Source organism: Streptomyces catenulae (assembly GCF_000718015.1).
In the GTDB taxonomy this organism is placed as follows: domain Bacteria; phylum Actinomycetota; class Actinomycetes; order Streptomycetales; family Streptomycetaceae; genus Streptomyces; species Streptomyces catenulae.
Genome location: NZ_JODY01000001.1, coordinates 259,974 through 273,342, shown reverse-complemented (window position 1 = coordinate 273,342; position 13,369 = coordinate 259,974). Strand labels below are relative to the sequence as shown.

Here is a 13,369-nt window from a genome sequence, read left to right as displayed (position 1 = left end):
AATGATCGCCACCCGTACGGCCGTTGCAGCCAGCGGGCCGTCGGCCGACGAGGTCCGGCCCGGGCACCGACCGTCGGAGAGGACCGCTTTCACCGTCATGGCCTGGATCTACTTATCCCTTGCCGTTGTGTTCGAGATCGTCTTCGCGCTGGGCGCGAGCGCGTCGGAGGGCTTCACCAAGCCCAAGGCATCCGTGATCACGCTGATCGGCGTGGTGGGCGGGATCGTCTTCATCAGCTTCGCCCTCAAGACCCTGGACGTGGGGGTCGGTTATCCGATCTGGACGGGCGCCGGGGCCGTCGGCACGGTCGTCTTCGGGGCACTGCTCTTCAAGGAGAAGATCACCCTGCCCAAGGTGGTCTGCTTCCTCGCCATCATCGGCGGGGTCGTCGGGCTCAAGACGCTGTCGGGGGCGTGACGATGAGCGCACCCCGGCAGCGGACGCGCGGTGGGCAGAGCGCCGCGACCGCCTGGACCCTGCTCCTGGCCGCCGCGGCGGTCGAGGTCGTCTTCGCCCTCGGCTCGGGCGCGAACGCCGGATTCACCAGGCTCGTCCCGTCCGTCGTCACCGTCGTCGCGGGCGGCGGCGGGGTCTACCTCCTCAGCCTCGCCCTGAAGAGCATCCCCGTCGGCATCGGTTACACCGTCTGGACCGGCATCGGCGCCGTCGGCTCCGTCCTCCTCGCCGGGGTGCTGTACGGCGAGCGGATCACACCCGGCAAGGCGCTCTGCTTCCTCGCCATCATCGGCGGGGTGATCGGCCTGCACCTCACCTCCGGGGAGGGCGGCGACGCGTCCGCCGCCGATGCCCCGCAGGCCGAGCCCGAATGACGCCGTCGCCGGGCGGGACGGTCCGGGGCGTCCCGCCCGGCGGCGGCGCCGAGGAGACGGTGCGTCCGTATCGGTCTTCGTCTCGGCCTCCGGCCGCGCAGGTGCCAGCCGGTACCGGTGCGCGTCCGCGCCGCAACCCGTCCGGTCCGCTCCTGTCCCCTCGCGGCTTCCGCTGACGGCTCTTCGGCGCATCAGGGCAGGTCAGAGGCGTTGTCAGTGGGGTGCGGCATGATGCAGGTGCGCAAGCTTCACGGGTGCTCGCAGGCATCCGGTGGGGTCGGCCGCGCACCTTCCGAACGCGCCCGCCGCACGGCCGGTGGACGCCGCTCCGGTGGACGCGGCCACCGCGCCGGACCCGCTCGCCGAGCGGTGCCGCCGACGCCACCCGTGGAGGACGGACAGCGGTCGGGGCACGGCTCACCCCGCGCGGCGACCCTAGGATGAACGGCGTACGGTCAAGGCGCCTTGACGGTGCGGACGGACAGGACAACGGGGGAACGATGACCAGCCCGACCCAGGCCCCGGAAGAGGCCGCCCATGAGCCCCACCCCTATATCGGGGGGCGCTCCGCCGCCCTGCGCGCGCTCGCCGCGTGGCGCGCGGAGCGGCCGGACGCGCCTCGCGTCGTCGTCCTGACCGGCAGTCCGGGCGCCGGGTGTTCACGGCTGCTCACGGGATTCCTGATGCTCTGCGACCCGGAGTACCGCAAGGGGCTGGAGCTGGCGGCGCTGGATCCGGCGACGGTGCCGCCGGACCTGCCCGCACCCGCGGTGCCGAGTACCGCCGGGTTGACGGCATCGCAGACGCTCTGGCTGCTCGCCGATCACTACGGGTTGTCCGCGACCCGCACCGCCGACATCTTCCCCGCCCTCGGTCAGCTCCCGCCGTCGGGACGGCCGGTGACGATCGTCGTGCCGGATGTGGACCGGGCAGGTCCGGTGCGCGGGGCGGGTGAGCCCGCGCGCCTGGTGCGGGAGGTGCTGACGCCCCTCGCCGCCGTCGAGTCCGTACGCCTTCTCGCCGATGTGCCAAGGGAGTTCGCCGCCGAGCTGGCCGGGAGTCTGCCGCCCGGCGTGGCCCGGATCATCGACCTCGACGCCCCCGAGTGGGCCGACCCGCACGGGCTGATGCGGCAGGCCGAGGCGCTGCTCAGCCCCCGGTTCGGCGCCCCGGAGCTGCCGTTCACGAGTGACCCCGACGCGCGGCGCGCGCTCGCCGCGGCGATGGCCCGGCGGGCGGGGGACGGCGCGGGCAGCCGTCTGACGGTGCAGCTCGCCGTGCAGTCGGTCCTGCTGCACCCGGAAGGGTTCGATCCGGCGGATCCGGAGCAACTGCCCGGCAGCGTCGGCGACGCACTCGACCTGCACGCCCGGCGGCTCGGCGCCCACCCCCGCACCCTGCGGCAGATCCTCGCGCCGCTCGCCCTCGCCGAGGGCGAGGGGCTGCCCGTACAGCTGCTGTCCCCGCTCGCCTCCGCCGTGGCCGAGCGGGACATGCGCGAGGAGCTGGCCCAGGGCATGCTGCTCGCCGCCCCGTTCATCCGCCCCGTCGAGCGGGACGACGACGGCATCCCCGAGGACGAGCGGACGCTGGTGGCGTTGCGGCACCCGGGCATCGGCGCGGCCGTTCGGGCCGACATACCGGATGTGCCGGGCGCCCAGGCGCGTATCGCCATGGAGTTGCTGAAGGCCGTCCCCCAGCAGGACTGGCGGCAGGCCGGGGAGTACGTCCGCGACCACATCGCGGGACACACCCTGGAAGCCGGTCTGCTCCCCCAGCTGCTCACCGACCCCAACCTGTTCGCCCACGCCGAGCCGGTGCGGCTGCGCGCCGCGGTGGAGGCCGTGCCCCCGGAGCAGTTGGGCGCACCGGCGCGCACCTATCTGCGGACGGCGCCGCTGCTCACCCGCACCCAGGCGCCCGCCGTCCTGCGGGCGGCGCTGCTGGAGACCGCGTTCGTCGAGGACGGGCTGCCGGAGTACGCGGCGGTGCTGCGCCGGGCGCTGCCGGAGCTGCCCTGGCACACCTTGTGGAGCGTCCGGGTCGCCGGGGTCGCCACCGTGACCGTCGGCAGACTGGATCCGCCCGCGTCGGAGAGCGCCGAGGAGCCTCCCACGGGGCAGGAGGCGGCCCCGGAGCCGGTTCCGCTCGCGGTCGCCGTGAGCGTGGTGCCGCACGGCACGCCGGGCTCGCGTCCGCTGCGGGCCGATGATCCCGAGGCCTCCGCCGTACTGGTGCAGGATCTCGCCACCGGCTCCGTCGTCGATGCCGACCCGGCCCGGATCCAGCGCCCCACGGAGGACGAGCGGGCCACCGGCGCGCTCGGGTTCAGCCGCGGCGCCGACTACGTCCGGGTCTGGCACCGCAGCGCGCAGCCGGGCGACGAGAAGATCGTCACAGCCCTGATGTCCGCCACTCCCTTCACCGGGACCGACCTCTCGCCCGACGGCATCCTCCTCGTGGCCACGGAGGACGGGGTGAAGGCGCTACGGATCCGTCCGGCGCAGCCCGGTACGGCGACCGCTCGGCGTTCCGTACCCGATCCCCGGGCAGCCGGACCGGAGCCCGTACGGGCGCCCGCCGGGCCGGACACCGCGCAGGCTCCGCAGGTCACCGGGCCCGTCGCCCATCCGACCGCCTGACCGCCACCCACCGCAGACCGTTAGCCTCGAAGGCCCGGAGCCTGTCGAAGGCAGCCGCACCGGACCGTCTGCACCCAGGCCCACCCGGACGAGGGCCGCGGAGTGCGCCGGGGCGCCGCCCCGGCCGTACCGGCCCCGTCCGTCCGAAGAGTTGAAGGGAGTTCCCGTGATCAGCCAGGAGCAGGCGCTCGCGACCGCCGAGGGGTGGCTCAACCCCGAGGGGCAGGACCGCCGTGAGGTGCGGATCCAGGAGTTCGACCTGGGGTGGGTGGTGTGGGCCGCGGCCCCGCCGGTCGAGCGTGACCCGGTCACGGGCAGGCGCCGTCCGCCCGCCGCGATCGGCCACGCCTGCGGTGTGGTCGACCGCCGCACCGGCGAGCTGAGCACCTGGCCGTCCGTGCCGGTCGAGGAGGTCGTGCGGATGTACCAGGCGAAGCACGGCGGCGGCCCGGAAACCGTGCCGCCCGCGCAGCCGCCGGTCACCGGCCCCGGCAACACCACGGTCCTCACCTACGTCGACCCGCACACCGGCGAGGAGACGAGCCTGATCAAGAACTCCGCCCCCGGCGAGCCGCACTCCGAGTACCAGGCTGTGGTGGACCTCGTCGACCTCGGTATCCCCGCGGGGAACGTGGTCGCGATCCACACCGACCTCAGCTCCAGCCCGCTCCCCGGCGGATATCCGGGCCTGCTGCTCCGCCGCCGCTTCACCAACGCCAAGTTCACCTGCACCCAGGAGTACGGCGTGCGGGGCGAGGATCGCGCCAAGGCGATCGCCGGGCTGATCGAGCATGTCGAGCAGATGCACCGGATCGCGGGACAGCAACCGCCGCCCCGACCGCACCGGGCGCCGGTGCCGACCGACGTCGAGCCTGCCGAGCCGATCCGCGATGTCGCCCTGGGCCATGAGCTGACGGAGGTCTTCGGCACCGACGACGTACGCCGCTACGACGCCGACGACCTGGCGGGGACCCCACTCCCCGAAGCCGCCAAGGCCACGCTGACCTGGGCCGGGCTGCCCGACATCCCGTTCTTCTTCACCCCCGACAACCCGGAGGCCGACCTTCCCGGCGGTCTCTTCGGCAATGCCGCCGCGCATCTGCGCGAGGTCGGCTCCCAGGCGGGCGACGGCGCCCTCGCGTTCCTGGAGGGGCACATCCGGATCGGCAACGACGGGAACGCCCTGATCACCGTCCAGTGCACCGGATCCGCTCTGGACGGCGAGCCGGTCGGCCAGATCTGGGCCGTCACCCCGGAAAACGGCGCGGGCCGCCGCGTCAACGCCTCGGTCGCCGCCTTCGTCCGCTCCCTCGCGCTCCTGGACACCACACGCGAGGAGATGACCGGACTCGACCCCGTCATGGCCGGCGGCGCCGTCGCCGACCTCCAGGAACAACTCGTCGCCATCGACCCCACGGCACTGGACGACCCACGCAACTGGTGGTCCGTGATCATCGAGCAGATGTGGCACGGACTCTTCTGACCCCCCATCCCCGGCCCCACCGGACCTGACGGGCTCCAGGGGTTGAGGGCTTGTCAGTGCCTCTGGGTACGCTGGCACAGACATGAAACGAACGTGCGACCGGCAGCGATGACGCCGGTCGGTGAAACGGGGGCGTCATCATGGGCGACGAGTTCCAGAGCAGTCCGGAGACCCTGAAGTCCGAGGGAAGAAACTTCTCCGAGATCGGCAGGGACTTCTACCAGGCGACTGCCAGGCTGAAGTCCGGCCTGGCCGCGCAGGGGGACGGCGGTGGCGGCGGCGAGGCGCCGAAGGCGACGACCTTCTCCAGCGTCGTCCACGACGCCTGGAAGGGTATGACCACCCTCAGCGACAAGCAGGGCACCCCGCCCTGGGGTGACGACGAGTTGGGCGAGAAGTTCGGCGTGGTCTACGAGGGCCTGCGGGACGGCATGACGGACTCGATGGATCACCTCGCCACCAAGCTCAACGAGATAGGCAAGGCGTTGGAGCGGATGGCGAAGAACCACGAGGAGAACGAGGACTTCAACGACGCTCTGATCAAGGAGCAGAAGCCGGAGAATCAGTTCGGCGGCGACGTCCGCGTGCTGAAGTCCGTCGGAAAGTGATCCGGCCCGTGGCGTAGGTCGTCTGACGACCGTACGGCTGAGGTGCGAGGCCACCACGGGACCTCACGGCTCACGGCTGCATCGACCAGGGCCGAGTACATACGCCGCCGTACGGTTCCGGCGCCGCTTCGGCTCCGGCACCATCCGTCGGCGGCCAATAGCCGCACCGCATCGTTGAGTTCCACCTCATCACCCCACGTCTGCCCCACAGTCATCCCTTCCCTTCCCTCCCCTTCCCCTTTCCCTTCCCTTCGCTGACAGGAGAGAGTCCGTGTCCCATCCCGGCATGCCGGAACCCGTACAGCCCGTCCCCGCCACCGCCGAAGAGGCTCTGGCAGCCGCCCGGTCCCGATTCGAAGTACGGGACGTGGAGGGCCATCCCGCGCCGTTGTACGTGGTCGATTTCGACCTCGGCTATCTCATCCACGCCGTCCTGCCCCCGCCGCCGCCCGGCACGCAGGCACCGCTGGGCGGCAGCCACATGGTGATCTCCAAGAGCGACGGAGCCGTCACCTACGTCCCCAACTTCCCTCCGGACTCGGCGATCGAGCTGTACCGGAGCATGCGGCGGCCACAGAGCTAGGGCGGCGCCGAGGGTCCGGACAGCCGGGGCCTGATGTCCACCACGGCACCGTGACAGAGCGGAGCCGAAGGCTTGAAAGAGCCGTTGGGTAGGCTCTGGCATGAGCATGGCTCCGCGCCGACGCAGTTCGGTGGAGCGCTCACGGGGCTCCGGTACGGCGCCTCCGGCAGCAGCAGGGACAGCGGGGCCCTTCCGCCGACGGCGAGGCGGAAGGGATCGTTCGGGCCGTAAGGCCGGGACGGCATGAACTACATGGGCGACAACGGGGGTCTTCGTCATGGCTTTGATGCTGCCGAGCGCACTTGAGTGGGTTCTGGAGATGTGCGGCTTCGAATGGCCCACAGGCGACGAAGACAAAATGATGGAATGCGCCAACACCTGGCGCCAGTTCGCCGCCGATGTGGAGGCACTCCAGTCCCGTGGCCTGAGCGCCGCCAGCAACGTTCTCGCCGACAATTCCGGCGACTCCATCGACGGGTTCAACAAGACCTGGGAGAAGTTCGCCGGCGGCTCGGGCTATTTCGACGACGCCCGCCAGGGCGCCGAGCTGATCGCCATCTGCATGGACGCCGCGGCGATGCTCATCATCGGGCTCAAAGTGGCGGTGATCGCCCAGTTGGTCATCCTGGCGGTCGAGCTCATCGCAGCTCAGGCCGCCGCCCCCTTCACCCTGGGGTTGTCCGAACTCGGCGCGATGGGCGCAGCTGCCGCCACGCGGATGATTCTGCGAAAACTCCTCAAGGAGATAGCGAAACAAATCCTGGACGCGGTGTTGGAAACCGCCAAGGAACCCTTCGTCTCCGCTCTCGAAGCCATGATCTCCGACGTGGTCGCGCAGACCGTCGAGCAGAACTTCGGCAAACAGTCCGGCTACGACCTGAGCCGTACCGCCAAGACGGGTCTCGAAGAGGGCGCGAACGCCCTGAAGAATTCCGGCTCCACCTTCGGTGAGTCCCTGCGGGACGGCGCGGGCTCCCGCATGGGGCACGGCGCCCGCCACCATCTGACCAACGGCGGACACGACGGCGGGCATGACGGCGGCGACGGCGGCGACGGCCACGACTCGTCCGAATCCGGCAACGACAACCCCTCGCGGTCGAACGACCCGTCGCGGTCGAACGACCCCTCGTCGGACAACAACTCGTCGCCCAGTGAAGGTCGTTCGTCCGACAACTCCCCCGGCTCCGACAACACGCCGGGCTCGTCCCCCGGTTCGTCGGGCGAGAGCGGTTCGCCGAGCGACTCCCCGAGTTCCGGCAGTGCGCCGAACCCGAGCAGCGGCGAATCCGGGCGCAGAGCACCGGACATCGGCCCCTCGTCGCCCTCGTCGCCCGCATCCTCCGACGGTCCGTCGGACTCGGGGACGTCGCCCCACAGCAGTCCGGAGAGCACCGGCGGCCCGGACTCGTCGCCCTCCTCGTCGCCCGCACCGGACCGTGGCTCCGACTCGCCCAGCCCCTTCGACGTGGGCACCCAGGCCTACCACGACAGCATCGGCCACACCCCGGGCGACGACCCGTCCACCCCCAGTTCGTCCCCGGAGCCGTCCACCGGAACACGGCCGGACATCGAGGGCGGACCGGCCCCCGACACCACTCCGGACAGCGTGCGCCCGAGCCACCCGGAAGGCTTCGCCCCCCACGCCCCGGAGCACGACGCGTCGATCCCGGACCCGCGCCACACCGAGCCCGCCCCCATGCCGTCCCCGCCACCTACGGCGGACCACCACGAGGCCGCACCGGCCCCGGCGCCCGACAGCCCTCGCCCGGAACCGGCCGTGCACCAGGTCGAGCACGACGCGGTCACCACCATGCCCGCCCCGGCCCAGGGCCCCACGCCGGACGGCTCCCACGACGGCGGCAACGACAGCCAGAGCCAGGGCGGTGGCCGCCCCGCCATGCCGAGCGGCGCCATGCCCGGCAACGCCCCCACCGCACACCCGAGCCCTGGCCAGGGCCACGCACCGGCACCGTCGCGACCGGCCCCGCACCACCCCGGCGACACCGACGTCAGCCTCATGAGCGACACCGCCACGGTGGCGCCCCCGGCCCACGGAACGCAGCCCGGTGAGGCGAGCGCCCCGCAGCACCCGACCCCGCCGCCCACGACACCCTCGCCCGCCCCCTCGTCCTCCGTGCCGCCGACGGTCGGCCCCATCCCGACGCAGGCACCGATGGCAGGCGCCGCCGGGACGACGCCACGGGCCACGCCACCACGTACGGAACAGCCGAACACCAGGCCCACGCCCCCGTCGCGCGACCCGAGGCAGAACCGTCCGGGCTCGCAACCACGCACCGAAACACCGAGCCGCCCCACAGCACAGCCGCGTTCCGAAACGCCGCGTTCCGAGGCTCCACGCACCGAAACGCCCAACCGGCCCGCCACACCGCCCCGTACCGACACGCCGCGTACCGACGCACCGCGTACGGAAGCGCCACGCTCGGAGGCACCGCGCACGGAGGCACCCCGTACAGGGCAGCCGCGGTCGGAAGCGCCGCGTACGGAAACACCCCGTACCGGGACACCCGGGCGCCCGACCACGCCGCCCCGTGGCGAGCAGCCGACGAACCGTCCGACGGACCAGCACCCGCCGTCCGCGTCCCCGACCGCCACGCCGAACGACCAGGGGATGCCGGCACCGGACCACCACCAGCCGGACCACGCCCAGTCGGACACCACTCACCAGCCGGACACCACCCACCAGTCGCCCGATCACCACCAGCCGCCCACGGACGACAGCACGCCCGCGCAGCCCACGGCGCCCCCGCCCCCGCCCCACGCGGACCACCTCTCGGACATCCGCAACGACCTGAACACCCCGACCGAGGGCCTGACCACGCCCGACCCCGTCCACCAGCAGGACCTTGAGAACGCCCACCCGAGGAACCCCGACGGCACCCCGCAGGTATTCGCGGACCCGCGGCAGGGAAACTGGGCCGGTCTGCAGAACGACGGCGGCCCGGGAGTGCCCGGTCGGTCCAACAACTGCGCCGACTGCACCCGCTCGTTCCTCGAAACCTGGTTCGGCCGCCCGACGGTGTCCGCGCCGCGCACCCTGGACCGCAATCCGGACGGCAGCCTGAACACCTTCTCCGCGGAGCGCAATTCGGTCGAGAACCAGACACGTTGGGCCGGGGCCCCCGCCACGTACGCGGGCAACGACCATCCCCACCCGTACGCGCGCATCACCCACGAGCTGTCGCAGGCCGGGCACGGCTCGGCGGCCGTGATCGGCGTCAACTGGCCCGGCGGTGGCGGCCACGCCTTCGCCGCGGTCAACCACAACGGCAAGGTCCTCTTCGTCGACCCGCAAACAGGCGTCGTCAGCGAGAACCCGATCCACCTGGGCGCCCAAGAGGTCTTCTACACCCCGCTGGACGCCAACCGGAATCCGATCACCCCATACTTCCTGACCCCGCCGACACCCGAGCCGTCCACGCAGCACACCACCCCGGACACCGACACCGACAAGAACACCGGCACCGACAACAGCTCGGGCTCCGACTCGCCGACGGACCACTCGACGACCGACACCCGCTCGGACGACCCTTCCCACACCTCACCGTCCACCGAGCCGACGGCCGATCCGTCCACCAGGCAGTCCACCGACGAACCGCCCTCCCACGACACCCCGACCACCGAACAGAACACGGACAACCGCACCACCGACACAGCACCCCCGACGGCGACCCCGGATCCGGACGCCACCCCGAACCGGGCCCCGGACACCGGGGAACACTACGGCCGACCGACGGCCGCTCCCCGGAACACGCAGGACACCCGCGACACACCGGACGACCCCCGGGACGGCCAGGACACCCGGAACACGCGGGACACCGAGAACGGCCAGGACGGGCAGGACGGCCAGGACGGGCAGGACACCCCCCGGGACACCGAGGACTCCGACAACGCTCAGGACACCCACGAGTCCGACGAATCCCACGAGCCCCACGACGGCACGGACCCCCAGGACTCCCCGGACACCGACCACGAGCCGGAGTCGAGGGAGCCGGTCTTCCCGGCCACCGAGACCCGTCCCTACGGGCCGCCGGACGGCTACGACCGGCCCAACGACGAGGACTCCCGCGTACAGCAGGAGCGGTTCCCGCGCAACGAGGACGGTTCGTTCCAGCACGCCCCCGACCCGCATGAGGGCACCTGGGTGGACGACATCCGCGGCCAGCACCCGGACGAGTCGGGCCGCGACGTCAACTGCCCCGACGGAGCCCTGGCGTTCGCCGATGCGTACGCCGGAAACCCCACGGTCGCCGCCCGCCGCAGCCGGCATGAGGACGGCGCGCCCGCCGACACCCCCGAGCCCCACGGCCGGGACCGTATCGAACGCACCCTGGGCGCCGAGTTCCACGATTTCGGCGACGGCCACGACGCGTACCGCAACCTGGAGTCCACCCTCCGCGACGAGGGCCACGGCGCACAGGCCGTGATCATCACGCAGAACGCCGACGGCCGCGCCCACGCCTGGAACGTCGTCAACCACAACGGCCGGATCGTCTACGCCGACCCGCAGACGGGCCGACGCGGCACCACCCCGCTCCACAACGGCGACAACGGCGTCTTCGCCATCCCGCTCGACGCCAACCGCCGCCCCGTCGACACCACCCACCAGCCCGCCGCCCACCTCCAGAGCCCGCACACACCCCAGAGCCCGACCACGCCCCAGCGCCCGGCCGGTTCCCCCGCCGAGCCCCACGACCCCAGCCCGCAAGCCACCCGCGAGCAGCGCAACCAGAGCCTTCCCCACCCGGAAGCCGTGGACCAGCCGCAGGTGGAGCTGCCTCCGGACCAATCTCAGCAGGACCTCCGCGACGACCACCCGGTACGGCGGATCGATCTGAAGCCGGTCCAGCAGCAGATGCGAGCCTGGGCCGAGCCCCAGGGCGACCCGCCCAGGTCCCCCTTGGGCGATCTGCTGCAGGAGTCCCTGGACCGACGGCAGCGGCATGCGGAGTCCGCACAGCACATCCGCGATGCCAAGCAGGCGATTGACGACGCCAAGAAGGAGTTCGGCAGCGCCAAGAGAGAGCTGAAGAAGGCCGGTCAGGCGGAGCGGGCGGCTGCCGAACAGCGGCTGAAGGACGCCAAGAACGCCTTGGCGGAAGCGAAGAAAGAGCACAAGGAGACGCTGCGGGAGCACCGCGACAACGTCTCGATGCCTGCGACCAACTTCACGGACAGCGATCTGCGCCGTCATCTCGACCCGGCGTGGTCGCAGATGAACGACGGTGACCGGTCCGCCGCGCTCGCGACCTTGGGCCGGATGAGCCACTCCTTCCACGCGAACAACGCGGTGGGCGCGAGCCCGGAACCCGCACCCCGCAACGACCCGTACGCCGATGCCCCGCCCAAGAAGGGGCAGCGGGTGGACCCGGCGCACGACCATCACGAGTCCGTGGCGTCCACCCGACGGGAGGCATCCTCGCGCCCCAAGGACAACGTCCCTCCGGACGCCCGGGATGTGCTGGCCGAGACGGAGCGCAACTCCCCGGACTTCTCCGACAAGAACTACGCGGTGGTGGAGGTCGTCGACGAGCACGGCGAGAGCCACTACATCATCGACTCGTCCGTCCCGGCCGCCTCGGACGCCGTGAGTCCGCGGCACTCGGAAGGTCACATCCTGGAGTGGGTCGATCAGCTCAACAGAGGCAGGGAGGCCGAGGGGAAGCCCACCTACAAGATCGCCGGTCTGTACACGGAGCGGGAACCTTGCGGTCTGCGCAAAGCCAACTCCGGGCATGCGGACTGCTCCCGGACCATTCGCGCCTCCCTCGCCATGCGCGAAGTGCCCGTTTACTACAGCACGACGTACCGCGTCGACCCCCAGCGCAAGGAGTTGCTGGAGCAGGAACGCTCCGACCTGCGGGCCCAGGGCAAGACCGAGGCCGAGGCCAAGAAGGCGACAGAGGGCTACAAGACGCCCCGGCGCCTGCGCATGGACGAGGAGATCCAGCAGCACCTGAACTTCGTCGACAGCCTCATTTCGGCGATGCACAACGATCAGAGCCAGACTCCCCCCACCGCCCCGGACCCCCACCACACCCCACAGGCGGGCCCGGCCGGCATCGACCACACCCCGCCCGCGGATCCAGCAGGCACCGAACGTCGGCCCCCCGCCGCCCCCGCAGGCTCAGACCACAGGCACCAGGCCGATCTGGCGGGCACCGAGCGACGCCCTCCGGCCGCCCCGGAGGACTCCGACCGTGCGCCCACGGCCGACTCGCCCGAAAACGACCGCATGCCCTCGCACGCCCCCGAGCAGCACAGCGACCGTACGAACAGCGGAACCCAGCACAGCGCGCCGACTCACGAGCCGACCGCAACACGCGACGCGACCGGCAGCGTTCCACGGCCCCCTCGGCAGCAGGGCACCACGATCGGTGAACTGGAGACCTCTCTCGCCGGCGAGGGGCACGGCGCTCAGAGGGTCTTCCTCGCGCAGGACGCCAACGACCGAAGCCTCCCGGTGACCGCGACGAATCAGAACGGTCAGATCGTCTACACGGATCCGCTGACCGGGTCACAGAGCTTCGTCCCGCTGAACTCAAGCAGCAGCGCCACGCCTCTCCCGCCGATCCCGGGAGACCTGATCCGGGTGTTCCATGTCGGCCAGGACCTCGGGCTCAGTCCGCTCCAGATCGCGGATTTCGTCAACGTGGCAGCCATCAAGAACAAAAAGATAAAGGAAGGAGACACCCCTATAACCGATGCCAATATCATCGAGCAGATGCAGAACTGGTCCCACGAGGTAGAGCCTCGGGGCTACCCGTACCACTTCGAGAACAAGGAAGAGTTCGATCGGTTCACCACTCGACTGCGCGGTCTGGCACGAGAGTTCGGCCTACCCGACGGCAGCATCGTGGTGCAAGGGTCTTCGCTACGGAAGCCGGATGCCAAGGATGTCGACTTCGCGATCTTCGTATCGGACGAAGGCTTCGACGCGTACGTGGAGAAGTGCAAGCAAGGTCTCATCGATCGCAACACGTTGGAGGGCAGCCGCAAGCTGCGTAAGGACCTCCGCAGCTACAACAACAAGGGCTTCGTCCCCAGCTTCTTGCTGGACAGGATCCCTGGGGATCCTGATCGCACCTTCGCGAGCGAGGCATATAGACTGACTGAGGAATTCGGCCTGCCGGGAATCGATTTTTCAGTCATGCGCGAGAGCAGCAGGTACGCCATGTACCCGAGCATGGAAGTGTGAGGTCAC

Annotated in this window: 7 protein-coding genes; all 7 read left to right on the top strand. The window is 71.1% G+C overall.

Features of this window, described 5'->3' with window-relative positions:
* The first annotated feature begins 1 nt into the window (after nucleotide 1).
* The 7 genes from IF23_RS0101165 to IF23_RS0101135 all read left to right on the top strand — a co-directional run bounded on the left by IF23_RS0101165 (nucleotide 2) and on the right by IF23_RS0101135 (nucleotide 13,363).
* Nucleotides 2-418, top strand: a complete 417-nt coding sequence (locus IF23_RS0101165) for a DMT family transporter (RefSeq protein ID WP_435834302.1) — start codon at nucleotides 2-4, stop codon at nucleotides 416-418.
* Between the two features lie 2 nt (nucleotides 419-420).
* Entirely contained in the window at nucleotides 421-831 is a 411-nt protein-coding gene (locus tag IF23_RS0101160; RefSeq protein WP_051739064.1) for a DMT family transporter, read from the top strand.
* 500 nt (nucleotides 832-1,331) lie between these two features.
* Complete coding sequence (locus IF23_RS0101155) at nucleotides 1,332-3,473, top strand: ATP-binding protein (RefSeq protein ID WP_211266105.1); 2,142 nt, start codon at nucleotides 1,332-1,334, stop codon at nucleotides 3,471-3,473.
* Between the two features lie 166 nt (nucleotides 3,474-3,639).
* The gene (locus IF23_RS0101150) at nucleotides 3,640-4,956 is read left to right on the top strand and encodes an SUKH-4 family immunity protein (RefSeq protein ID WP_030278733.1); all 1,317 of its coding nucleotides are present in this window, start codon (nucleotides 3,640-3,642) and stop codon (nucleotides 4,954-4,956) included.
* 140 nt (nucleotides 4,957-5,096) lie between these two features.
* Entirely contained in the window at nucleotides 5,097-5,564 is a 468-nt protein-coding gene (locus IF23_RS0101145; protein ID WP_030278730.1) for a hypothetical protein, read from the top strand.
* A 286-nt stretch (nucleotides 5,565-5,850) separates the two neighbouring features.
* Nucleotides 5,851-6,147 (top strand): hypothetical protein, encoded by a 297-nt coding sequence (locus tag IF23_RS0101140; protein ID WP_037677037.1) that lies wholly within the window; start codon nucleotides 5,851-5,853, stop codon nucleotides 6,145-6,147.
* Nucleotides 6,148-6,424: 277 nt separating this feature from the next.
* Nucleotides 6,425-13,363, top strand: coding sequence for a toxin glutamine deamidase domain-containing protein (locus IF23_RS0101135; protein WP_483855135.1), 6,939 nt, complete (start codon nucleotides 6,425-6,427; stop codon nucleotides 13,361-13,363).
* The last annotated feature ends 6 nt before the right edge of the window (nucleotides 13,364-13,369 follow it).